A 25478-nucleotide genomic window follows, 5' to 3' on the forward strand; every position below is an offset into this window, starting at 1 on the left:
TACTCAGCAGAAGCAGCAAAACATCATTTGTATCATGAGTGTTGACCACTCTGCTGTCACCATTTGTGCCTATGGAGAGGCGGTTAACGTGCCATTGGTCGTTCACTATCGGAAGTAGGAAATAACAACAGAAACAGTATCAGATTATTTTTGTTTCGAAGCTTGACTTTGTTGCACGATATTGATTATTCACTATTAGGTTTTCTTAGATAACTTTTCAGCGTATAATGATTTTTTTAGTATAAACACTAAAATTTTTGGGATTGTGTTTTAAATAGGGATTTTCGTCAAATAAAACCTAACGTTCGTCAAACAAAAGTAGCTGTTGCACTGTGGAAAATAGTCTGGTGACATTTATCATATATTACAATACCTGTCTTCTATTATTTTCATATTAAGTATTGCAAAGTATTCCGCCGACTGGTCATCAACCTGGCATTGGAGTGCTCACTTTGGAAGAGGAAGTCGGCGGAACTTCTGCAATATATCACTAAATGAGTAAAAAGTATCATGGCTAGGCATTTTAGAGGTTCTGTTTCTATGAATGGCTATTTACAGACAATGAAAGCATGGTCTTAGCTCATTTAAAAATCCAAATACTATGGCTCTAGATTACAAAGTTGTAGAAAAAGGTCAGCCAGGCGTTGCCGGCGGAGGTATAAAAAAGTTTTATGCCCAAATAATCAATGGCAAAGAAGTGACCATTGATTAGTTAGTTAAGTCAATTGAAAAATTCAGTGCATTATCTGAAGCGGATATCCACGGTGTGATTATCGCTTTAGATAATGTGATTCAGGACATGTTAGCCCAGGGGCGAATTGTTCGATTGGATAAGTTGGGCAGCTTATATGCTACTTTAAGCAGTCAAGGCGAAGAAGAGGCCGATAAAGTAACCGCTAATTCCATTCGTAAAGTTGGCGTTAACTACCGACCGGGTAAGCGCATTATTGAGAGCATCAAACGTGCCGGGTTCACTAAGAAATAAGTACTTTTTAAAAACCTAGTGTGCTTTCACTCAAAACCACACTAGGTTTAACCTAAAACCACCTTAGGTTTTGCTTCAAACCACAGCAGGTTTTACAGAAAAGCACGTGTGATTTTAAAAAAAGCTTTAAATGTGATCATTTCTTTATTGAGTCTGTACAATATTGATGTATGAATAAGGGGGCGGTGAGCTCCCTTTTTTTATGAGTAAAAATGAACACGTATCACTTAATTGGATTGAACTTGAATTAAATAAAGAATCAATAATTCTTCAATAATTATAGATATCTAATCGTTTGCTAGAGACTTCATTTATTCATTACGGTCTAAAAAGAGTCATTTACAAGATAAATCTAAAGGTCATGGTAGTGGTGGAACTTATAGCGAATGGATTCAGATGGATTTTAACGTTCCAAAAGAGGAAATTAAATAGATTATTAATAAAAGGAATCCGAAAGAATTTGATGCTAAAGAAGTAGTAAAGTATATTCGCATTATCGAATTTTTATAAAAAGAATATCACTAGTGACCGATTAAACTTTTAAAAGAGGGTACTCCCTTAAGGTTTCCCCTCAAAGTTGTAAATTGATTTTGCACAAACATTTTACAACATGAGTAAAAATAACGAAATAAATTTTGTCGGTCAGCCGATATTCAAACAGATAATAGATTTGCTTAAAGTCGTAGACATATCATCGCTCATTAAGCTTCACAATAGTGACCATTACTACAAAGCTTTTAAGACTAGAACCCATATTATTACCATGTTGTTTGGGATTTTTAGCCGTTGTGATTCTGTGACTGAAATCTGTGAAGGACTGCGGGCCTTAGGCGGAAAGTTAAACCATTTGGGTCTTGATAAGGCACCTGCCAAGAGTACGGCAGGAGATGGATTACGTAATCGGGACAATCAATTTTTTGAATCATTATATTTCGAATTGGTTAAGAAATACCAAACATTTTTGTCGGACAGCCGAACTTATGGCTTGACCTTCAAAGAGGTGCTTTTGATTGATTCTACAACTATTCGTTTATTTAGTGATGTACTTAAAGGTGTTGGTCGCAATCCTAAAGGAGATGGCAAAAAGAAAGGCGGACTAAAAGTACATATGCTTATTGATGCCGTGCAATCAGTCGGTAGGTTTGTAAAAGTTACAGCAGCTAAGGTGCATGACAAAAACTTTCTCAAGAGCTTAGAACTAATATCGCACAGTATGATAGTTTTCGATAAAGCTTACAACTATTATCATCAGTTTGCTTTGTGGACTAACCAACAGGTGTACTTTGTCACTCGTTTAAAGAAAAATGCTGTTTTCACAGTGGTAGAAACACATAAAACAGGTTATCGAAAGAAAGGCATTGCCAAGGTTCTAAAGGATCAGACCATAGAGTTAGAATACTATCCGGAGAATGAGGATGGCGGCAAACAGTACAAAATTAAGAAGTTGTTAAGGCTAAGAAAAGTAGCTTATCAAGATGAGCAGAATCGCTACTTTGAATTCTTAACTAATAGTTTTGAAATCACAGCGGAAGAAGTGGCTTTTCTATACAAGAAACGCTGGGGTATAGAACTGCTCTTCAAAAAGATGAAGCAAAACTTTCAACTCCACTACTTCTATGGCGAAAATGAAAATGCTATACGCACGCAAGTATGGTGTACTCTAATAGCTCAGCTTTTAATGACTGTTATCCAAAAGAAGGCACAAACCAAGAAGGCTTTTTCTGTGGTCGCATCACTTGTGAGAATTCACTTGATAAGCATGCTTGAATTAACAGAGCTTTTACGCAACACCAGTAGGAGTTTCAAAAAGCAAGTTGGAGGCTCACCAGGTCAATTAAAGCTGAATTGGAATGGGGTCTAACTTGAAAGTAAAAAATGAACGCCCAATAAATGGGCGTTATAGAAGATATTTTTATGAATCCCGACTTTAGTCGGTTAATAGTGAAAGAATATATGACATCAACAGTTCAAAAAACAATGGGAAAGCAATATCTGGTATTGTTATTAGTAATTGTTTCAGCAATTTCCTGTTCCAAGCCAATTGAGCGACCCAATATTATATTTATCATGAGTGATGATCATGCTTACCAGGCTATCAGCGCCTACGATGGTAGTTTAAATCAAACACCTAATATTGATCGTTTAGCTGAAGAAGGAGCTATTTTTAACCATGGTTTTGTTACGAATTCAATATGTGCACCAAGTAGAGCTGTTATGCTTACCGGCAAGCACAGTTTTGTAAATGGTAAAATTGATAACCATTCTAAATTTAACTGGAATCAGGATAATGTAGCTAAGCAATTGAAGAATTCAGGATACCAGACGGCTTTGGTTGGTAAAATTCATATCCCGGGAAAACCTCAAGGATTTGACTACTACAATATATTACCTGGTCAGGGCCACTATTACAATCCTGATTTTATTGAGAATGGTGAGAAGAAAAGATACGAGGGCTATTGTACAACCATCACCACTGATATCGCTTTGGATTGGTTGCAGAATAAGCGTAAGCAGGATAAACCTTTCTTTTTGATTTATAACCAGAAAGCACCTCACAGAACCTGGATGCCAGAAGCCAAATACCTTGATTTGAATGGAGATAAAATATTTACGCCTCCAGCTAATTTCTTTGATAACTACGAAGGAAGAGAAGCGGCTGTAAATCATGAAATGGGGATCTTTGAGCACATGGATTTGGTATATGACTTAAAAATGGTTGATGCTGAGATTGACAGTAAGTATGCCAAGTGGGGAAAAAGTTTATATAACCGTTTAACAGAAGAGCAAAAATTAGCCTGGGATGCACATTACAATCCTATTATTGAAGATTTTAAGGCCAAAGGTTATGAAGGAAAAGAATTAGCCTTATGGAAATATAACCGTTATATGCATGATTATCTGGCTTCTATTCAGTCAGTTGATGATGGAGTAGGTACGATGCTTGATTATTTGGAAGAGAATGGATTAAGTGAAAATACCATTGTGGTCTATACGTCTGATCAGGGGTTTTACTTGGGAGAACATGGTTGGTTTGACAAGCGCTTTATGTATGAAGAGTCATTCAGAACACCATTATTGATGAAATATCCACGTGAGATAGAAGCTGGAACAGTGGTTGATGAATTGGTTCAAAACCTGGATTTTGCATCAACCTTCATGGATTATGCGAACATCGAAATACCTCAGGACGTTCAAGGTGAATCTTTCCGTAAAGTGGTGAGTGGTGAGTCAGACGATTGGCGTGATGCCATTTATTACACATACTACGAAAATCCGGGTGAGCACAATGTGCCGCGACATCATGGTATCAGAACGGACAAGTATAAATTGATTCATTTCTATCATCCATACGACGTATGGGAAATGTATGATATGGAAAAGGATATTGCCGAAATGAACAATATTTATGATGACCCTGCTTACGCTGATGTTCAAAAGCAAATGCACGCTAAATTAGAGGAGGTACGAGAGAAGTATGGAGATAGTGATGAGTTGGATCAGAAGTTCATATCACAAATAAAAAAGAAATAAGTAAAGCATTAGAGAATTTGTAAATGTTGCTGAGCTAATAATAGGAAATAATGAACGGGAAAGAGAATTTAGGTTTTAGCTTAAGTAAAATAGTGTTTGTCGTTACATTATAGTAATGGTGAATCAAAGGGATTTTTGCCTAATAAATTAATGGGTGTTTTTAATGAGTTATCATTGTTAGACTCACCATTGAAAATGGCAGTAATTAACCTTGTACTCAGCAGTAATTACGTGGTTGTTACAAGTGTAAATGAGTTATTAGAAATGTTCGATGTGATAAAGCTAAAGCGCAAGTATGCGAAGAGTTATCATGCATAACATACACCAATATTATTCGCACTTATCTGATAAAAACTTCATTTACTTCGAATCAATCTGTGTTTCAAAAAACTTCCAGATTTCATTACTTATATTTATATCCTTATTACCCCAGGCGCCAGGCCAGTCATGACCACCATTTATAATTTTATAATATTGAACATCGTTCTTGGAATTAGTACTCAGAAAATGGTTTTTAATGACAAAACTGCTATCTTGATGTAATTTGTCTGGTAATGTGTCAACAACTGCTTCATTACAAGAGTTTGTGAGAGCCCAGTAAGCAATACTGCTCTCTATTGACTGATAATCTCCCCATCCATCAGCATTGATAGAATCACCTTCATATCGTGTTACATCATCTGCTGTGCCAAATGTTGCAAATACAGGAACAGGACTATTTTGTGCATTCTCATAAAATGAATGGAGCATCATACCTGCAACAGGAGCTATGGCCTTGAATGCATCGGGTTGCTCACAGGCTACTTTGTAACACATTTCGCCACCATTTGACATGCCTGTAAGGAATGTATTGTGGGATGAAAGTTGATATTTCTTCTTTATATATTCAGTAAGTAGTATTATAAAATCAACATCATCAGTTCGTATGTTTTGATGGAAATCATAACCCACATTCCAAAATGTATTTGAATCATTATCCAAGGTGCCTTGGGGGTATAAGACAGCAAAGTCATTTAACCTGGCCAGTTCATTGAATTTAGTGTAATTCATAATTTTTTCAGCACTGCTGGTAAAGCCATGAAGTACAACCACCAAAGGACTGTTTTGAGTTAGTTCAGATGATTGATAATAGATGTACTCGCGCTGTATTCCATCATGATGGAATGTGCCAACTATTGGTTTGTCAGTTTGTTGGCAGGCCAAAAGCAGAAAAGTAATTAATATAAATGGATGATATTTCCTTAATTTAAGTCTCATTATTAGACTGTTGATTCTATTATATGCAAGCCTGATGTCTGTTTATCGTCAATCGTTTACTCTTTTATCAGCTCATAGGAAAGTTGCTGAAATTGTTCATGTATATTGTGCTTATTGTTAGGGTACATTTGCAACAATAGAACAGCAGATATTTCAGCTTTGGGGTCGGTCCAGCTATAGGTATCAAAAAAGCCTCCAAAGCCATATGTTCCCTCATTGGTAAGGCCAGTTTGTGAACCTTGCTTATTGGTCACCCAGGCTGCATATCCCTGGTAAGAATTTTCTTCGGCCAATGAAGATTGTTTGCTCAACATGGCATGCACCGATTCAGGCCCTAGCACCTGCTGCCCATTAATTGTACCGCTGTTACCCAGCATTTGTAAGAAAAGATGATAGTCTTTTGCGGTTGAACATAAATCGGCTCCTCCTGAAAAAAACTGTCTGTCAGTCAGGCATGGATACGTTGTATCGGCATATGATGCAATTTGTAAGCCTCCATCTTCATTAGGTTCATAAACAGTGGACAGTCGATGATGATGAGCTTCTGGGATAATAAAATAACTATCAGACATGCCACAAGGTGTTAAGATGTATTGAGTGATATAGTCATCGTAACGTAAGCCAGACACTTCTTCAATTAGCACACCAAGTACATCAAAACTTAATCCATAAGTATAAGCCTCACCTGGTTCATGCAATAGAGGCAATGCTGCTATTTTTTTAATATTATTTCTTGATGTTCTGTTATCAAAACCAAACCCTTCACTTACATTGTTTTTCAGAATGAGAGCATTGTATTTATCATCTTGAAAACCATAACCAATTCCCGAGGTATGTGTTAGTAGCTGATGAATGGTTATTTCGGATTTCGCCGCTTGTGCGACAAAGTTTGAATCAGGTAGCACTTCAATTAAAAGCTGTGGTTCTTTAAATTCTGGTAAGTATTGATGAACAAAATCATCAACGTGAAGCTTGCCTTGTTCCTGAAGTTGCAGTACGGCAACAGCTGTCAGAGCTTTTGTCATAGATGCTAATCGGAATATATCATTTACCTTTTGACGTTCATTGTCATGAATGGTATTATAACCAAAAGCCTTATGATAGATGATTTGATCATGATGGGATATAAGGGCTACAGCACCCGGAATTTCATTATTTAACACGGCAGCATTAAACATTGAATCTATGTGGCTAAAATGGTAATTTTCAGGTGAGTAATTGTTTTTGCATCCCAAAAGTATGGATACAACAATGCTTATAGAAATTAATAGATTAATTTTCATACGATTATAGTTTTCTGTCAAATACCACCTTGAAAGTACCAACATGAATTGTAGTCCTTCCAAAAACTACACGTGATGGCCCTATTGTAGATGAAGAAAAAAAAAGTCCACCCTAAATTGATGAAGGTGGACTTGCTTAAACAGGTTATTTTACTCTTGCCAAATTAAGGCACGTTTTAAATAATAATCGAACAGCACAGTGTATGTACCAGCCTGATTCTTAAATTTCAGGTCCTTACTTCCATCACCTTCTTTGATTTTAACCCAACTCACAGGAGCTGTTACTTCTTGTTCACCAACGTCAAAACCAGCATCGTAAGGCCCCCATCCATCAGTTTGTCCAATAAATTTGATGCTAACATCATCACTAAACTCAAGGCCTTCGATTAGGAAAATATGCTCACCATATCCATAAGGATTTGCAGTCATAGGTATGGCTTCTTCGGTATTCCAATTCAGAGCAGGGTATCCAGGGAATCCACTACCTACGATATACATTTCTGTTTTAGGCGTAACAACATCGGTAATATCTTCAACAGAATACTGCATGATGTAAGGATTGAACCTTACTTTTTTATAGGCAGGATTAGCGCCATTGGCACCTAATAATATAGCTGCACTGCTATCGTCATTAAGCATTCCTTTTGATGGGTCAGCTTGATCAACTAATCCCCAGTTATCTGGATTCCAACCTAGTTGACCTAAGAATTTTAATTCGTCAAACCCATCCCAACAATTTACGGGTACTTCAAACCATTTATCATCATTAGGATCCTTATCCATCGGGTATGCTAATTCCGGATTCCATGTCCACCATTGAAAACCACCAGCGATGTAAATATTTTCATAAACGATATCTTCGCCGGATAGGTTAACTTTCATTGGTAAGGTTGTTGCCCGGTTGGCTAAATTGGTCACCTCAACTGTTCCGTTGTGCATTTTCATTTCAGAAGCTACCGGAATAGTATAGGTATAACTTAAATCATAGCTTGTTGGATTGCCTGCCAACTCAATGATATGATCTAAACCAATTCCAGCGTTAATCAATTTAATTTCTGTTAAACCCTGGTCATCTGTAATGGTTCCTTCAAAAACAATATCCTCGCCTGGCAGTGCTACAAAGTCAACACTAATGTCAACAGATGGCGGAGTTGCCACATCAACTTTTGTTGAGTATGTTTCGGTTGCACCACCCAGTGCTTCAGCAGATATGGTGATGTCATAAACCTTTAAAGCAGCTTCTTCAGGTAATGTGAATTTATAATCTAAAAAATACTGGGTTACATGGTTGGCAAATACGATTTGCTTATCAAGCATGATTTCATCGTTTGATAAAGTGATCTTTGAAAAGCCGTCTTCAGCATTAAAGGTACCTTCAAAGACTATTTCATCTCCGGGTTCGGCAAGTATTTCGGTTGTAACATTATCAGCAGTAGGGGGTGTTCCAGCCTTTTCGTCATCGTCGCAGCCCATTAAAAATGTCGTACAAACAATAAAGGCAAATGGTATTTTTAATAAAGATTTCATACGAATAATTTTTTTCGATTGTCGTATAAAACGCACCAATAAGTATTATCCTTCCTTAAGAAAAGTGTTTATTTAGCTCACTGGTTGGTTTCATAAAACTGATTTTTAAAAAGATTATTGTTAATTGACTTCTAGGCAATAACAAATGTATGTCATTAATGCATTACAACCGGGTTGCTGAATGTCCAATTATAAGGGATAATTTGTTCGTCTGTTACGAATGTGTTGAAGTAGCTCAAATATAATTAATTAAGGAGCTTTGTGAGTGAATAATTGAGGCGCTTTGTTCTAATCAATTATTGTACAGAACAAAATACCCCTTACTTAAATTCAGATGGATTCTTACCCATTTGCTTTTTAAAGCTTTCACGAAAGTATTTTAGGTCATTGAAACCAATGTAAAAAGCTGCTTCCGAAACATTCATGCCTTGAGCAATTAGTTCGGCACTCTTTTTTATTTTAACGCTACGAACAAAGGCATTGATAGACATGCCTGTAAGGCTTTTTATTTTGCGATACAAGGTTGTCCGACTGAAACCAAGTTCAGCAGCCAGCTCAAATACAGATATTTCTTTGGTCAGATAATTCTCTAAAACAAAATCTTCGATACGCATCAAAAAATCGATTTCTTTACTGTGTTCTTTACCTGTAGGGCTTATACTAGGTTTATGGCCGTTATGAGTAGCGAAATAATGATAAATTTTTACACGGTTATCGAGTATTGTTTTAATTCGGGCCTGTAATACGCTTATCTTAAATGGCTTTGATATGTAATCATCAGCACCTGCATTAAGACCTTCTATTTCATCGCTGGTTGTTCCTTTAGCTGTTAGCAATATTATAGGAATATGACTCGTTTGTTCATTGTTTTTTAGGGTGTTGCACAGCTCTGTGCCATCAACAATTGGCATCATTATATCCGAAACAATCAGGTTGGGACTATAGGTTTTGGCCATTTCTATCCCTTTTTTGCCATCAACAGCTGTGATAATTTTATAATCATTTCCAAGTTTATCGGTTAGCAGCTCGAGTATTTCTTCGTTATCGTCAACCAGTAGGAGAACTTGTTCGTTATCCTTTATTTCTATTTTAGGTGCAGGTGAATCAACATTTATTTCATCGCTTTCTGATTGATGGCTACTGGATATCTGATCTACTGAAAACTGTTTGTTACCCTTTAGAAAGTGTATGGTAAAGGCAGAACCTTTGCCTATAGAACTATCTACACTAATTGTTGCATGGTGGAGGTTAACGAGCGATTTAGTTAAAGCTAGGCCAATGCCGGTATTAGTCGATTCGTTTTCGCGTTTATAATAGCGTTTAAAAATTTTATTCTGAATGTTTTTAGGAATGCCTTTACCCGAATCTTCAACTTTCAATACAATGTGTTCATCACTTTCATCAATGCTAATGATAATCTGACCACCGGACGGGGTGTGTTTAAAAGCGTTGGAAAGTAAGTTGTTGAGTATCATTGAGAACTTATCGATATCAACCCAGAGTGAAACATCGTTAATGGGAAGTTGCAGTTTAAGATTAACCGTGTTATGCCTGGCCATTTCTCGGAATCCTTGTAAGAATTCACTTAAAAAAGCATTGAGGTGAACTTCACTTACGGAAAGACTCGACACGCCCGTTTCAACTTGTCTGAATTCCAGTATTTTATTAACCAGCTCAATTAAGCGATTGGAATTGCTCAATGCTACATCAATTGGCTTTTTAAGTTTCGTGTAGGTATTCTTAAAGATGGATAACTCCTCAAGTGCCACGTTTATAATCGTTAATGGAGTGCGTAGTTCATGAGAGATATTGGTAAAGAACTCCAGACGCTCATCATGTAGCTTGCCTTCTTTCAAACGCAATTTCTGCTCATATTTCAGGCGGTTTCTTATTTTGTACTGTTGCACCCGATACCTGAAGATGGCAATAACGAATAAGGCCAATAGCATAAAGTAGCTCACATAGGCAAGCTTGGTTTTCCAATAAGGCGGTTTCATAACAATTTTCAAGGTGGCTTCATTGTTTTGAACATTGGCTTTGTCACTTGTACGTACTTTAAATGTGTATTCTCCAGGAGGCAGGTTTCTGTATGTCACTGATTTTTTGCTACCGCTTAAACTCCATGTATCGTCATAGCCCTCCAGTATGTATTGATACGAGTCATCTACCGAAGAAGGGTATCTTACAGATTGAAAATCGATGGTAAAAATGGTATGATGATAATTGAGTTGTATGTCGGGATTATATTCGATGCTTTTATTGATGATGCCTTTGTCTTCTACTAATACATCCTGATTCAGAACTTTCAACCTGGTAAAACGCACATTCGATTGCTTCTGTTTTGTATTAAAGTCCTTTGGATTAAAAAGATTAACACCTGTTATGCCGCCATAAACAAACAAACCAGAACGAGTTATAATACCCGAACCATTGTGAAATTCTTCAGAAAGAACGCCTTGATTCCAATCATAATTTACGAATTTCTCCAAAGCAATATCAAATTGAGAGATGCCACTATTACTGCTTAACCACAATGTGTTTTTATCGTCACTCAATATCTTGTGAATTTTATTGTTGCTTAAGCCATCCTTTGTTTCGTAGGTATTAAACGACTCATTCCGGATATTAAAACGGGCCAAACCAGTATTGGCTGTTCCCAGCCATAAGTGCTGCTCATCGTTAGCAAATAAAGTGAAAATGATTGGGGGACTAATACCATTTTCTTTCTCACGAGGCTCATCATATCTCGTAACTTTCTGATTGATTAAGTTCAAACCAATAAGACCATTGCCGTAAGTGCCTATCCAAAGAGTATTTTTTATTTTTCGAATGGCTCTCACATCTTCTCTAGTTATTTGTGGATGCTGAATAAAACGATCGTTATCTCTGTCGTAATAACAGATGCCACTCTGATTAAGTCCAACCCATAGAGTTTGCTTATCATCTTCGTACAAGCACCGGATATCATTAACTGGTATTCCTTCAGAAGCTTGGTATCTTTTAAAGGATTTACTCTCTGTAATGTAGCGGTTCAGGCCGCCCTCATAGGTTCCGAGCCAAACTGAACCAGTAAAATCTGTGCAGGCACTGATAATGGCATTGTCTGATATCGATGAAGGTTTGTTTTCTTGATGTGTGAGGTGTTTAAACCCCCCTTTTTCTATCGACCAAATGTTGATGCCATCACCATCGGTTCCTAGCCATAGGTTGCCCTCTTGGTCTTCGGTAATACCCCAAACTTTATTATTGGAAAGAGAGTTTTTGATACCTGGCTGGTGTTGAAGGTGTGTAAATCTGTTTTTACGGTTCTCTGCATAATTAAGTCCACCGCCGTGTGTGCCAATCCACATATCTTTATTGTTGTCTTCAAAAAGGCTTAAAACAGTTCGGTAAGACAAACTTCCTACCTGATAATTTGAGTTGTATTTTGAATATTCGGCTGTATTGCCATTATGTATAATATCTGAGTAATTCGTAATGGATAAACCACCATCGCGTGTGCCAATCCAAAGGTTGTCATTATGGTCGATATATAGCGAAATAACATCGTTATCAGGCAAGAAATTTTCTTCGTTTTTGTTGTAAAAGAAATGCCTTGTTGCCTTGGTTTCTAAATTCAAATACGATAAACCTTGTTTGGTGCCAATCCAAATGCCACTATTCGTATCAAGTGTTAGGGTATTAATGTTTTCAGGCGCGGTTTTGTCATTGGAGAATGCTGTGTAGTTTTTGTTCGTCCAGTTTGTTAAATCAAAAATATCTACTCCATTGTCCCAGTAACCAATTACCAATAGCGAGTCTTCATAAAGGGCCAAACTGCTGATATGGTCTGATGAAAGCGCAGCTTCATTTTCAGGTTCATTAAAAATATACTTGAACACATCATCATTCTTTTTCTTGTAACTGATACCCGAGTAATAAGAACTGATGTAGATATCTCCATTCTTACTTTCAACAATGTCTGTTGGCGATAAGTCAATTAGACCTCCAGTTGGATTAGCTTTAATTCGACTGATTTTTTGTTGTTGTAAATCAAAGTAATCCAGTCCGTGCGCTGTCATAATATATAAATTACCTCTACTGTCTAGAAACAGGTTTTGGATGGTGTTATCTGATATCGAATGAGGATTATTGGGAATGGATTTGAAAATTTTAAAATCCTGACCATCATAGCGACATAAGCCATCATTGGTGCCAATCCATATAAAATCAAGTGAATCTTGAATGATGGTATTGATGGAACTACCTGGCAATCCATCTATCATTCGTAGGTTGCGAAAATACAAACTGTCGGTAGTTGTATTACTGGCAATTGTTTGACTGATTAAAAGAAGTAAGTATAAAAGGATTTGCTTCACAAAGTTTTTTATTTCAAATGTAAATAAAAATGACTGGATAAGTAGAGGAAGTATAATCGAGGGGTAATGGCTTATTTGGCCATTACTGTGGTGAAACTGTTCATATTTGATCAAAAAATCATTGTTTGGACAATTGAGCGTTAGTAATGGACAATTTGCCTATTTTGTATCGAATGGCGATTCCATAGGTTTGTAATTGTTAATTGGCACAAAAGGCAAACAAGATTGAAAACATTTTAATAATCTAAAAATTCAAGTGGACTATGAAAAATATATCCAGACACTTTCAGGTGTTCCTGGTAGTTCTACTGCTTAATGTGTTACATTTTCCGTCGGTATTCGGACAGGAGACTATAACCATAACCGGTAAAGTACAATCAGGTGATGAAATGCTTCCCGGTGTTTCAATTGCGATTAAAGGTACTACCGTTGGAACTATTACCAATATCGATGGAGACTATTCAATACAAGCTAATACAACTGATATACTTGTTTATAGTTTTATTGGCTTTAAATCGGTTGAAGAACCAATTAACGGGCGAATGGTCATAAATATTAATCTAGAAGAAGAACTAACAGAACTAAGTGAAGTCATTGCCATTGGTTATGGCTCTGTGCAGAAAAAGGATTTGACGAGTGCCATCTCAACAGTTAAAGGCGACGAACTGGCTAAGCGTAATGTAGCCAATGTTTCGCAAGCTTTACAAGGACAATTAGCTGGTGTTCAGGTATCCTCAAACGGTGGTTCTCCTGGTAGTGAAGCATCCATTTTAATTCGTGGTATTTCAACCATTAATAATAACAACCCACTTTATGTAGTGGATGATGTGCCCATGGATGATATCAGCTGGCTAAATCCTAAAGACATTGAAAATGTGCAGGTATTAAAAGATGCATCAGCCAGTGCAATTTTTGGTTCGCGTGCATCCAATGGGGTTATTGTTATTGAAACTAAAAAGGCCAAAGATGGTCGTACCAATATTTCAGTCGATGCCACTTACAGCATTCAGGATGCTGCTAAAAAGCCAGATATGGCTGATGCCACCGAATATGCAAAAATAGTTAATAAGGCTGCTACTAACTCAGGATTAGATGCACCATTTGCCGATCCTGAAGCGTTTGGTAAAGGCACCAATTGGTGGGATGAAACCACTCAGCTTGCACCTATTCAAAACTATTCACTCAGCATAAATAAAGGAACCGAGGAGATGAAGATTGCATCTGGTTTCTCTTATTTTAACCAGGATGGCTTGGTTAAAGGTGGTGGTTACGAACGTATAACCATGAAGCTGAATACTGAATACAAATTAGCAAAGTGGTTAACAGTAGGTCAAAATTTAAGCCTTAGTAAGGATAAGACAGATAATGGGCCTGATTTGGTATGGGATGTACAACGTGTAGAACCAAATATACCAGTTTATTTACCAGATTATGAGCAGGAAGGTAAAAATGAATACAGTATTTACCACCCAACCTTGTATACTGATGTTCCCAACCCTATGGGTACATTGGCACGCTCATTTAAGGAAACAGATTATTTACGAACCATTGGTAATGTGTTTGCTAATTTTGATTTTGGTTATGGAATAACTGCTGAAAGTAAATTTGCTTTTTACCTCAGTGAATGGGAAGAGAATGACTTTGGTCCTACTTACTTTATTGAATCAACCGATTACAATAACGAAAACTGGGTAACACGCAGTCATAACAATCGCACACAGTTTACCTGGAACAACTTGATTCATTACAAAAAACACTTCGATGTACATAAGTTGAATGTAACAGCTGGTATGACGATGGAAAGTGATGAGAACCGTTATTTGTATGGCGAAGGGTATAATGCGCCAAACAATCATCCCGATTTACGATACATTGATTCAACTGAGGATACCAAAAGGTTTGCCACAGGAAGCGATAATAAAAATACGCGTCAATCCTTTTTAGCTCGTGCCAATTATTCACTCGGAGATAAATATCTGTTAACAGCTTCTTTCAGGGCCGATGCTTCCTCACGTTTCAACGAGGAAAACCGTTGGGGTTATTTTCCGTCGGTATCCGGAGCCTGGAATATGGCTGAAGAAGGGTTTATGGATGGTTTCGGATGGTTAAGTCAGGCTAAACTAAGAGCAGGATGGGGGCAAGTAGGTAACGATAATATCGATAATGATGCTTTGTTGACCACCTTGGGAAGAACCGTATATGTAATTGGTACTGAGCGAGACATTGATCTGGGTCAGGCACCTGCTTCGGTGGGTAATGCCGATTTACAATGGGAAATTGTAGAAGATATGAATATTGGTGCTGACTTGGGTTTTTGGAACCAGCGTTTAACAGCGTCTGTTGATTATTTCGAACGACGCTCCAAGGACATGCTTTTGGCCACATCAATTCCCTATTATCTGGGTTCGGCCTGGAGTACACCATACGCTAATATCGGAACCTTAACAACAAAAGGATTTGAAGTTATTCTTACCTATCGTAAAGAATATGCTTCTGGCTTTAAAATGACACATTCATTAAATGTATCTAAAGCCAGTAGTAAAATCACTAAGTTGGTCGAAGGTGAAGCAATCTGGAGTGGTAATCATCAGCGCCTTGAAAACCTGACACGTACAGTCCAAGATGGTGTAGCAGGTGAGTTTTATGGCATGGTGACGAATGGTATTTTCCAGAACGAGAGTGAAGTAATCAATTACACCGATGAGTTTGGCAATGTGCTACAGCCACATGCACAACCTGGAGACATGCGTTTTAAGGATGTTAATGGTGACGGTCAAATAAATGCTGATGACAGAGCTGTGATTGGTAATCCGGAAGCTGACTTTACTTTTGGCCTAAATATGAATTTGGCCTACAAAAACTTCGATTTAAGTATGTTGTTCACAGGTTCTTATGGTAATGACGTATTAAATGCCGTTAAACCATATGCAGGAACAGGTAGCGAACGATATAATTCATTTGCCGGATTATTGGACAAAGCATGGGATGGAGAGGGAACTAGCAACTCGCAACCGCGACTGGCGGCAATTGATAATAATAATAACTTTATCTATTCAGATTATTACATTGAAGATGGTTCACATCTTCGATTAAAATCCTTACAGCTTGGTTATAACCTGCCAAAAGACTGGATAGAACGCGTGGCGATAAGTAATGCTCGTCTGTTTATCGGTGGCGAAAACTTGTTTACACTAACCAGTTTTGATGGTTTAGATGTGGATTTGGGTGGTAGTGCATTGGAAAGAGGCATTGATTGGGGACAATACCCATTACCACGTATTTTTATGGTAGGTGCAAACATTTCTTTTTAACCCTTTGAATTGAAAGAATGATGAAACGAAATAATCAACTTATTATAGTAGTTAGTGTATTGGCGGTACTATGGTCGTCGTGTAGTGATTTTTTAGACCAGCCTATTCAAGGCAAGCAAGTGTTAGAAAACTATTTTGCCAATGAGGATGAATGTCTAAAGGCACTCTCAGGCTGTTATGCCTCTTTAAGTCCCGAAGACTGGTGGGAAAACGATTTGTTTTATCTGGTGGGGGATATCTGTTCTGATGATGCTTTTAAAGGCAACTCACTAGAGGGAGACCAACGTGATTTTGGCGAGTTAGCACGATTTAATATTACACCACAAAATGAGTGGATCCAATATAAGTGGCAGTATGCCTATGAGCAAATTTATCGTTGTAACTTGGTAATAAAGAATGTGCCGGAAGCACCAGTTAGTGATGACTTTAAAACACGCGTCGTTGCAGAAGCCAAGTTTCTTAGAGCCTTTGCTTACTTTGAACTAGTGAAAAACTTTGGTGATGTGCCACTTTTATTGGAGCCATTAACGGTTAATGACCCTAAGCAAGAGCGAGTAGCAGCGTCTTTAATCTGGGAGCAGATTGAAAAGGACTTGAATGATGCAGCACTGGAATTATCGGAACGCTCGTCTCAAGGAGCAGCTGACATTGGCAGAGCTACAAAAGGAGCTGCTTTAGCTTATTTAGTTAAAGCCTATGTGTATCAGGAGAAATGGAGCGAGGCTGAAACTTTAGCTAAACAAATTGTTGAAACGGGCGAATATAACCTGAACGATCCATTTCCAACAGTTTGGAGCATTCACAATCCAAATGGTAATGGTTCCATATTTGAAATTCAAACAGTATTCGATAATGTGTTAGATGCAGGAACCGTATTGCCTGTTTTTACACGAAGCAGAGCCGATGGCGGTTGGGGATTTGCAACACCTTCCAGTCACCTGGATAACTTTATGGCTGGAGATCCCCGTCGTGATGCAACCATTATTAAAGAGGGAGATTATGTAGACGCTGATTATCCGAGTTACGATACTCAATTATCAGAGAATGAAACAGGGCGTATCAATCGCAAATATTGGGTGGCCTGGAACGATCGTCCATCGCAATCGGAGCACACTCGCACACCTCTTAACCACATTTTGTTTCGTTATGCCGATTTACTTTTGCTACATGCTGAAGCAGCTTGGCACAATGGAAATGAAGGAGAAGCCATTTCTTCGGTGAATATGGTGCGTAATCGTGTTGGCCTTGGAGGTTTAAGTTCTTCGGGTGAACAACTGCTTACGGACATATATAACGAACGCCGAATGGAGCTTGCTTTAGAAGGTCATCGTTATTATGATTTAAAACGTCAGAAAGGGATTATAAGCCCAAATTCATCGCGTTTGAAAGAGGTGATGGATGAATTTGTTTCGTATAATCTGGGTGCTAACTCCGATTACGATGCTGGTAATGCTAAAGGCTCTTTGTTTGATGAAGATGTTCATTTGTTATTTCCTATTCCACAAGCAGAGATTGATTTGTCGGATGGTACTATAACACAAAACAGAGGTTATTAATAATCTGAGTGGGGCATTTATTTGCCCCCAATTTTATCGACTTATGAGACATATAATAATTATATTTCTTCTGAGCATTTTTGTTTCAGAAGGGATGAGTCAGGTGCCCGATAAATGGCAGGATCCGGCTATTTTCAGGGAAGGGAAGCTACAGCCTTTCGCCTGGTCTTTCCCTTATCGATCAATTGAAATTGCTAAGGCAGGAGACAAAGCAGAATCATATTATTATCAAAGCCTAAATGGACAATGGAACTTCAAATGGTCGGTTAATCCAGCACAACGACCTGTTGATTTTTATAAAATGGATATTGAGCTTACTGATTGGAATACGATAAACGTTCCATCCAGCTGGCAAATGGAAGGGTATGGTGCGGCTATATACACCAATGTGAAGTATCCTTTTAAAATGGATCCGCCTAATATTCCGGAAGAATACAATCCGGTAGGTTCCTATTTGCGTTCGTTTACCGTTCCGGAGAATTGGGATGGTAATAAAGTAATCTTGCATTTTGGAGCTGTTAGTTCGGCCATGTATGTGTGGGTAAACGGTCAGAAAGTGGGGTATTCGCAAGATTCAAAAACACCGGCTGAATTTGATATTACTCCTTTCATTATAAAAGGAGAAAACAAGCTGGCAGTTGAAGTGTATCGCTGGTGCGATGGTAGCTATCTGGAAGATCAGGATATGTGGCGATTAAGTGGTATCGAACGTGATGTGTATTTGTATGCCTTGCCTCAGTCGCACATCAAGGATTTCTATGTGAAAGCCGGATTGGACCAAAAATATAGCGATGGCTTATTTCAATTGGATGTAGAGCTTGAAAATTTTACTGATGCTTCAATTGTTGAGGTCCAACTTATAGATAATAGTGGAAACATTGTTTATCAAGAAGTGAAAACAGGAAATGCTGGCAGTTTGAGTTTTGACAAAAGCTTGCCTGAGGTAGAAAAGTGGAGTGCTGAAGTACCTTACTTATACACCTTATACGTGACCTTAAAGAATAAAGCAGGAGAAGCCATTGATATCAGAAATACGCATGTGGGTTTCCGAACTGTTGAAATTAAAAACAAACAGTTACTGGTTAATGGTATGCCGGTATTATTAAAAGGTGTTAATCGTCATGAGCATCACGAGTACAAGGGGCATGTAGTGACTAAAGAATCCATGTTACGCGACATCACCCTGATGAAACAGTTTAATATTAATGCGGTACGTTGCAGTCATTATCCGGCTGACCCATATTGGTATTATTTATGTGATAAATATGGCCTGTATGTTATCGATGAGGCCAATATTGAGAGTCATGCAATGGGCTCTTTATGGAATGATGGCTACAGTCTGGAAAAGACTTTAGGTAACAATCCGATATGGAAAGAAGCGCATCTGGATCGTACCATTAATATGGTGGAGCGTGATAAGAACTTCCCATCAATTATCATTTGGTCATTAGGAAATGAAGCTGGTTCGGGACAAAACTTCGAAGCAACAGCTCAATGGATTAAAGAGCGTGACAATAGTCGATTGGTGCAGTACGAGCAAGCGTGGTTAGAGTCCTATACGGATATTGTTTGCCCGATGTATTACAAAATTGAGCAAATGGAAGAATTCGTGACCATGAATGATCATCGACCAATGATACAATGTGAATACAGTCATGCCATGGGTAATAGCAATGGTAACCTGATGGATTATTGGCAACTGATTCGTCAAGAACCTCAATTGCAAGGAGGATTTATCTGGGATTGGATGGATCAGGGCATTGCTCAATATTTACCCAATGGAACTAAGTACTGGGCATATGGTGGTGATTTTGGCCCACAGGATGTGCCTTCGGATGGCGACTTTTGTTTAAATGGGCTTATTTTTGCCGATCAAACCCCAAAGCCGGCATTGCACGATGTTAAAAAAGTCTATCAGGATTTTTGGATTACAACAACAGATCTTGCAAAAGGTAAGTTTAGTATTTTTAATGAAAGCTTCTTCAGAAGTACTGATGGTCTTGAATTAAGTTATGAGATTAAAACCGAAGGTCAGGTTGTTCAGCAAGATGTTGTTAAATTTAAAAAAGCTCTTAAGCCACAAGAAACCAGAATATTTAAAATAAAGTACGATTATGTGCCTGAAAAAGGTGCTGAGTATTTTATCAATTTCCATATTAAAAACACTCAACAAAACGGATTACTTGAGAAAGGTCACGTATTGGCTTCTGAGCAGTTCTTGTTGACTGGTTTCAAATCGCCTGTCTTTAGTAATTCTTCAGAAGGAACATTAACACTTTCTGAAGATGAGGTGAAGCACTATGTTTTTGGGAACGACTTTACGATTGTTTTTGATAAACAAACAGGCAACATTACCGATTGGAAGTACCAAAGTCAGGATTTACTACGTCGAGGTTTGCAACCTAATTTTTGGCGCGTTCCTACCAACAATGATCGGGGTAATAATATGCATAACCGTTGTAAAACATGGTACGATGTACAATCGAAACGTAGCATCAAAGGCATTACTATTGAAAAGCTTGAAGGCCTCGTAAAAGTATCCACACAATCCGTCATCAATGTTGGGAAATCAATCTATAATGTTGATTACACGATTTACCCCAATGGAGCTGTACAGGTTGAGGTAGATTTTACAAAGAGTGAGGGGAAATTGCCTGAGCTTCCGCGTTTTGGGATGAACCTGGTTATGCCTGATGGTTTTGAGTTGGTTGAGTGGTTGGGCAATGGTCCGCATGAATCCTACAATGATCGGAGCAATGGGGTGATGATTGATGTATACAGTGGCAAGGTAGCCAAACAGCATACGCCTTATGTATGGCCTCAGGAAAGCGGTAACAAAACGCAGGTGCGCTGGATGAAGGTAACAAATAAGCAAGGCCGCGGATTTGTGGTGAAAGGTCACCAGCCATTGGAAATGAGTACGTATCATTTTACTATTGACGACCTAGATAACAACCTGACTCACTATTATCAGATACCACAAAGTAATATTACCGAGCTGAATATTGACCTATTACAGCAAGGTGTTGGTGGAGATAACAGTTGGGGGCACGACACACATGAGGCCTATAAATTGTTGGATAATGCGTATCATTACACCTTTACAATTTGTCCTCTATAGTAGCAGAAGAATGATTTATATGAAGCAAAAAAACATGATTCTTAAAATATATTTAGCAGTTTTTATTGCTCTTTCATCATGTCAAAAAAATGATGAGGGCAAGCCGGTTGATTCCTCGGTTTTGAAGCTGACCATACAGGCCGATGCTACCCGACAGACCATTCATGGTTTCGGAGCCTCTGATGCCTGGAGTTGTCAGTTTGTGGGGAAGAACTGGCCAGAGAATAAAAAGGTGCAAATGGCCGATTGGTTATTTAGTACCCAATTAGATGACAACGGTCAACCATTGGGGATAGGGCTTAACACCTGGCGCTTTAATATTGGAGGTGGTAGTTCAGAGCAAGGTTCTGCAAGTCAAATAAGTGATGAATGGCGTCGAGCCCAATCGTTTATGACCTGTAAAGGTGTTTATGATTGGAATAAACATATGGGTCAACGATGGTTTTTAAAAGCAGCAAAGGAGCGAGGAGTTGAGCAATTTGTTGGTTTTGTTAATAGTCCGCCCGTCAGCCTGACAAAGAATGGTAAAGCTTTTTCATCAGATAAAAACCATTTTAATCTGCCGGAAGAACATTATTCGCTCTTTGCAAATTATTTGGCTGATATCAGTTTAAAGCTTAAAGAATTGGACGCCATCGATTTTAAATACATCAGTCCGTTTAATGAGCCTCAATGGGATTGGACCAATAAAAGTCAGGAAGGAACACCTGCTCAAAACACTGAAATAGCAACAGTGATAAAATTGGTCAACAACGCATTTGAAGAAAAAAATGTGGAGTCTCAGATTGAGATCCCTGAATCTGCACAATTGAACTTTATGTATGAGAATGGTGGTAAATCAGGACGTGGCTATCAGATATATAGTTTCTTCGATCCAGCATCACCAGAGTACCTGGGTAACTTGTCACATGTAGCACCTAAAGTAGCAGCGCACAGTTATTATACCACCTGGCCGGTTAATGATATGGCCACTACTCGTCGTAAGGTGAGTGACGCCATAAAAGGTAATCCGGAGCCAGTTGAGTTTTGGATGAGTGAATACTGCGTATTGGAAAACAATTCTGAGATAGAAGGAAGTGGTCGTGATTTGGGCATGAAAACAGCACTCTATACATCGCGTGTTATTTTTGCCGATTTGGCCATTGGTAATGCTTCTTCGTGGCAATGGTGGTTAGCCATCAGTCCATACGATTATAAAGATGGATTGGTATACATTGATTACAATAAAACCGATGGTAATATATACGATTCCAAAACCTTATGGGCCTTAGGAAACTATTCTCGCTTTATTAAAAAAGGAATGAAGCGTGTTTTAATAAATAGGAGTGATGCAAAAACGGATGAACAATCTCTTAACAGCATTATGACCTGTGCTTTTGTATCAGAAGATAAGAAGAATGCTTCTGTAATCATTACAAATTATTTAAGTGCAGATGTTCCTGTTCAGCTTGATCTAAACGGAATGTCTTTAAGTGGTAAATTAAAAGTTTATTTAACAGACGGAAAAAGTGACAATAATTTAGCATTCATACAGGAAGCTGAACCTGGAGAATCGATTACTGTTCCTGCACGAAGCGTTGTAACACTTACAAATGTAAAATAACATCCAACAAGGACATATTTATAAACGGGAGTTCAATTATTTGAGCTTCCGATTGTAATGTGTCAGCATCGTTAAGGTTGCAATTGTGAGTTTGTAAAAAAAAGAATAATGGAATATCGATTCTAAATTCAATGGGAGAGAGCGAAGCGTTTTATCATGAAGTAGAGAAGCTGATGAGATAGCAGATTTCTATTTGACTTATTAAATCAATAAAGCCAGTAAAACTAATTTTTACGGGCTTTATTGTTTTTCAGTATTCGTGGTTTCAGAATTGGATTATTGTAGCAGACAATGATTGTAGACTTAAACTTCTACAGGGCAACACAATAATTACTAAATCTTCGGGGAAGGGAACAGGATTATTTTCGACTTATGGTTTAATAACCTTTAGCTTTTATATATATCGTTTTGCAATACATTTGAATCGAGTAGAAATGCCACCTCGCCATTGCCTAATACACTAGCTGCCGAAAATTCCCTTTGTTCTTTAACTAGTTCACCCATCGGTTTTAGTACTGCTTGGTGTTGCCCAATTATAGTATCAGTAACGATGGCTATTTTAGTGTTGTTTTTATTGATTATAACAACTTTGGCATGCATTGGAATGTCATTTTCCAGCTCGAAAAGATGTCGTAATGATACAAAAGGAATCAACTTCTTTTCATACGATAGTGTACCATGTCGCAAACGCATTTTAACTTCATCGTATGGCACCTGCACGCACTCCTCAACATCAGTAAGAGGTAATAAACACTTCAATTTTTCTGCGCTGATCAGGAGAGTGTCAATAATCGCAATCGACTGTTGTAATTTGATAATGAATGTGGAACCTTTCTCTTTTTGACTGCGAATTTCTAACTCACCTCGCATTTTTGATATTTTTTGCTTAACCACATCCATGCCAACTCCTCTTCCCGAAATGGATGTCACTTCTTTTGCAGTAGAGAAACCTGGATGGCAAATTAAATTGTATAATTCTTTATCATTTAATTTCTCTCCTTGTGCGATTATGCCAATGTCAACGGCTTTGTTATAGAGTTTATCCTTATCAAGGCCTCTGCCATCATCTGATACCTCAATATAAATATTATTGCCCGAATTGTAGGCTTTGAGTCTTATTTGACCTTTAGAATTTTTACCACTTTCAAGGCGTTCTTCAGGTGATTCTATCCCATGATCAATAGCATTACGGAGCATATGTACCAATGGTTCGGCAATCAAATCAATTGAGCTTTTATCGAGTTCCGTATCCATACCGTCAGTCACAAATTCAACTTCCTTCGATAAATCATTTGAAATATCCCTTACCAGGCGACTAAATTTTGGCACCATATCGCGTATGGGAATAAGGCGGATCTCAAGTGCGTTATTTCGAAAACTCTTCGATAATTTATCAATCTTCTCAGTTTGTGAACGGATGGTATCAAACATTGAATGGTTCGTCATCAAATTTAGTTGTGAGCTTGTAGTAATGAGTTCACTTACTAAATACATGAGGTGGTCAAGTTTCTCTGAATCAACTGATATTCGATTATTATTCTGTCGAATGGAATCAATTATTGATTGAGATTTATTGGCATTATCAATGTTTGATTTGGTTTCATCGGTGCTAAACGGCGAAGCATCCATTGCTTGTGATTCCATTTCTTGTTGGCTGACTGGTGATTCTTCATCTTTAATCAGTGCTTGGTGTTTATCAATTAATTCTGTGTTAAAGATATCATATTCAGCAACTTTTTTGATGATGCAATATTCATATACAAACATTAATGCATCTTCAATCGACTCATCATCTAATTCTCCAACAACGAAAATGCTCCAACGTTCCTCATCTGAAGTTGAAGATGGTAAGCGGTTAATTGAGCGGATTTCGCCAATCTCACTCAAATCTTTAATGGTATAAAAAATATTGATTCGCCTGTCAATAATACTTTGCGGAGTGTGTAAAACTATATTATACGTAACTATTGGTGAAGATTCTTTCTTGTAACTAACTTTAGCTTTAGAATTTGATTTGTTTATCTTTTCAATAATGGATTCAGCCTTGGCAATAAGAACTGATTGCGTTTTTATATTCTTTGCGCTTCCTAAATCTTTGTCGTCAATTAGAATAAAAAGCTGGTCAACAGAACCTAAGGTAAGATCAAGAATTTCTTTATTGACAGGAATAATCCCATTGCGAACCAGATCATAAACATTTTCAATATGATGCGTTAATTCGCTCATGTGGTCAAAACCGTACATGCCACTAACACCTTTGATGGTGTGCATTACTCTGAACACTTCCTGAATAAGGTCAATGTTATTAGGGTTATTCTCTAATTCAAGAATGATACCTTCCATTGAATTAAGCAGAGTAGTTGCTTCGTTAATGAAAAGCTGTTTAAATTTTGAGATGTCGTTGGTGTTCATATTGGGTATTGTTATTGTTCTAATTGTCAATTAATAGGTCACTCGAAAAATGGTATTTCCCTTCAAAAACTCTTGAAATTGCAAGAGGAAGCTCTTCAAATGCACAGTTTTTACAAATGCATCCACTAAAACCCGATGAAAGTAACTGCCGTTTGGTTATATATTCCCGGCTATTGGTGACAGCTATAATTTTTAATTGAGGATTTGTTTCGGTTAAAATTGTGCTTGTGCTAAAACCATCAAGGTATTTCATTACAATATCCATGATGATTACATCAGCATCAAAAATACGATTGTCAGAGATGGCTAATTTACCATCGGACGATGACCCGATAATTGTTCCTTTGAGCTCATATTCGATGTATAATTTAATTGCTTCTATAAATTCACTGCTGTCATCAACAAGATAATATTTAAGCCTTTGCTGTTTTTTCATACATTATGGCAGATAAGGAATAGGTTTGATGATCATTATTTTTTGGATGAAGAATTATGTGTTTAACTGACTTCAAAAATACTTCATTATTATGGTGT

At 37.7% G+C, this 25478-nt stretch carries 14 protein-coding genes; 8 read left to right on the top strand and 6 right to left on the bottom strand.

Annotated elements, in window-relative coordinates; genetic code table 11:
* Positions 1–724: 724 nt before the first annotated feature.
* The 4 genes from JIV24_RS05870 (at position 725) to JIV24_RS05885 (ending at position 4834) form a co-directional block, all read left to right on the top strand.
* Positions 725–985, top strand: a complete 261-nt coding sequence (locus tag JIV24_RS05870; protein WP_200464122.1) for an HU family DNA-binding protein — start codon at positions 725–727, stop codon at positions 983–985.
* A 610-nt stretch (positions 986–1595) separates the two neighbouring features.
* The gene (locus JIV24_RS05875; protein ID WP_200464085.1) at positions 1596–2846 is read left to right on the top strand and encodes an IS4 family transposase; all 1251 of its coding nucleotides are present in this window, start codon (positions 1596–1598) and stop codon (positions 2844–2846) included.
* Positions 2847–2875: 29 nt separating this feature from the next.
* Positions 2876–4516: a sulfatase family protein gene (locus tag JIV24_RS05880; protein WP_234445721.1), complete on the top strand. Its 1641-nt coding sequence runs from the start codon at positions 2876–2878 to the stop codon at positions 4514–4516.
* A 96-nt stretch (positions 4517–4612) separates the two neighbouring features.
* On the top strand, positions 4613–4834 hold the full coding sequence (locus JIV24_RS05885) for a hypothetical protein (protein ID WP_200464086.1): 222 nt from the start codon (positions 4613–4615) through the stop codon (positions 4832–4834).
* A 42-nt stretch (positions 4835–4876) separates the two neighbouring features.
* On the opposite strand, the gene JIV24_RS05890 is transcribed toward JIV24_RS05885, so the two are convergent.
* From JIV24_RS05890 to JIV24_RS05905, 4 genes are all read right to left on the bottom strand, one after another.
* Positions 4877–5773 (bottom strand): extracellular catalytic domain type 1 short-chain-length polyhydroxyalkanoate depolymerase, encoded by an 897-nt coding sequence (locus tag JIV24_RS05890; protein WP_200464087.1) that lies wholly within the window; start codon positions 5771–5773, stop codon positions 4877–4879.
* A 56-nt stretch (positions 5774–5829) separates the two neighbouring features.
* Positions 5830–7056: a serine hydrolase domain-containing protein gene (locus JIV24_RS05895; protein WP_200464088.1), complete on the bottom strand. Its 1227-nt coding sequence runs from the start codon at positions 7054–7056 to the stop codon at positions 5830–5832.
* A 150-nt stretch (positions 7057–7206) separates the two neighbouring features.
* Complete coding sequence (locus JIV24_RS05900; RefSeq protein ID WP_200464089.1) at positions 7207–8583, bottom strand: cadherin repeat domain-containing protein; 1377 nt, start codon at positions 8581–8583, stop codon at positions 7207–7209.
* Between the two features lie 320 nt (positions 8584–8903).
* Positions 8904–12941 carry a hybrid sensor histidine kinase/response regulator transcription factor gene (locus JIV24_RS05905; protein WP_200464090.1) on the bottom strand — a complete coding sequence of 1346 codons (4038 nt, stop codon included), beginning with the start codon at positions 12939–12941 and terminating at the stop codon, positions 8904–8906.
* A 263-nt stretch (positions 12942–13204) separates the two neighbouring features.
* Between JIV24_RS05905 and JIV24_RS05910 the strand changes: the two genes are divergently transcribed.
* From JIV24_RS05910 to JIV24_RS05925, 4 genes are read left to right on the top strand one after another with little or no spacing between them, the layout of a single operon-like run.
* A complete protein-coding gene (locus tag JIV24_RS05910; RefSeq protein WP_200464091.1) occupies positions 13205–16252 on the top strand; it encodes a SusC/RagA family TonB-linked outer membrane protein in 3048 nt (1015 codons plus the stop codon).
* A gap of 20 nt (positions 16253–16272) precedes the next feature.
* A complete protein-coding gene (locus JIV24_RS05915) occupies positions 16273–17808 on the top strand; it encodes a RagB/SusD family nutrient uptake outer membrane protein (protein WP_234445722.1) in 1536 nt (511 codons plus the stop codon).
* Positions 17809–17851: 43 nt separating this feature from the next.
* Complete coding sequence (locus JIV24_RS05920; RefSeq protein ID WP_200464093.1) at positions 17852–20929, top strand: glycoside hydrolase family 2 TIM barrel-domain containing protein; 3078 nt, start codon at positions 17852–17854, stop codon at positions 20927–20929.
* A 19-nt stretch (positions 20930–20948) separates the two neighbouring features.
* On the top strand, positions 20949–22532 hold the full coding sequence (locus JIV24_RS05925; protein ID WP_200464094.1) for a glycoside hydrolase: 1584 nt from the start codon (positions 20949–20951) through the stop codon (positions 22530–22532).
* Between the two features lie 387 nt (positions 22533–22919).
* Here the strand turns inward: JIV24_RS05925 and JIV24_RS05930 are convergent, their stop codons facing one another.
* Positions 22920–24944 carry a chemotaxis protein CheA gene (locus tag JIV24_RS05930; protein WP_200464095.1) on the bottom strand — a complete coding sequence of 675 codons (2025 nt, stop codon included), beginning with the start codon at positions 24942–24944 and terminating at the stop codon, positions 22920–22922.
* A 19-nt stretch (positions 24945–24963) separates the two neighbouring features.
* On the bottom strand, positions 24964–25380 hold the full coding sequence (locus JIV24_RS05935; RefSeq protein WP_200464096.1) for a response regulator: 417 nt from the start codon (positions 25378–25380) through the stop codon (positions 24964–24966).
* Between the last annotated feature and the right edge of the window lie 98 nt (positions 25381–25478).

This window comes from Carboxylicivirga marina (genome assembly GCF_016612505.1).
Taxonomy (GTDB): domain Bacteria; phylum Bacteroidota; class Bacteroidia; order Bacteroidales; family Marinilabiliaceae; genus Carboxylicivirga; species Carboxylicivirga marina.

What these genes read in the sequence shown, in the direction of transcription:
- JIV24_RS05910 (WP_200464091.1), top strand. Translation starts at nt 13,205, where the DNA reads ATGAAAAATATATCCAGACACTTTCAGGTGTTCCTGGTAGTTCTACTG.
- JIV24_RS05875 (WP_200464085.1), top strand. Translation starts at nt 1,596, where the DNA reads ATGAGTAAAAATAACGAAATAAATTTTGTCGGTCAGCCGATATTCAAA.
- JIV24_RS05900 (WP_200464089.1), bottom strand. Translation starts at nt 8,583, where the DNA reads ATGAAATCTTTATTAAAAATACCATTTGCCTTTATTGTTTGTACGACA.
- JIV24_RS05880 (WP_234445721.1), top strand. Translation starts at nt 2,876, where the DNA reads ATGGGCGTTATAGAAGATATTTTTATGAATCCCGACTTTAGTCGGTTA.
- JIV24_RS05895 (WP_200464088.1), bottom strand. Translation starts at nt 7,056, where the DNA reads ATGAAAATTAATCTATTAATTTCTATAAGCATTGTTGTATCCATACTT.
- JIV24_RS05890 (WP_200464087.1), bottom strand. Translation starts at nt 5,773, where the DNA reads ATGAGACTTAAATTAAGGAAATATCATCCATTTATATTAATTACTTTT.
- JIV24_RS05925 (WP_200464094.1), top strand. Translation starts at nt 20,949, where the DNA reads ATGAAGCAAAAAAACATGATTCTTAAAATATATTTAGCAGTTTTTATT.
- JIV24_RS05935 (WP_200464096.1), bottom strand. Translation starts at nt 25,380, where the DNA reads ATGAAAAAACAGCAAAGGCTTAAATATTATCTTGTTGATGACAGCAGT.
- JIV24_RS05915 (WP_234445722.1), top strand. Translation starts at nt 16,273, where the DNA reads ATGAAACGAAATAATCAACTTATTATAGTAGTTAGTGTATTGGCGGTA.
- JIV24_RS05930 (WP_200464095.1), bottom strand. Translation starts at nt 24,944, where the DNA reads ATGAACACCAACGACATCTCAAAATTTAAACAGCTTTTCATTAACGAA.
- JIV24_RS05920 (WP_200464093.1), top strand. Translation starts at nt 17,852, where the DNA reads ATGAGACATATAATAATTATATTTCTTCTGAGCATTTTTGTTTCAGAA.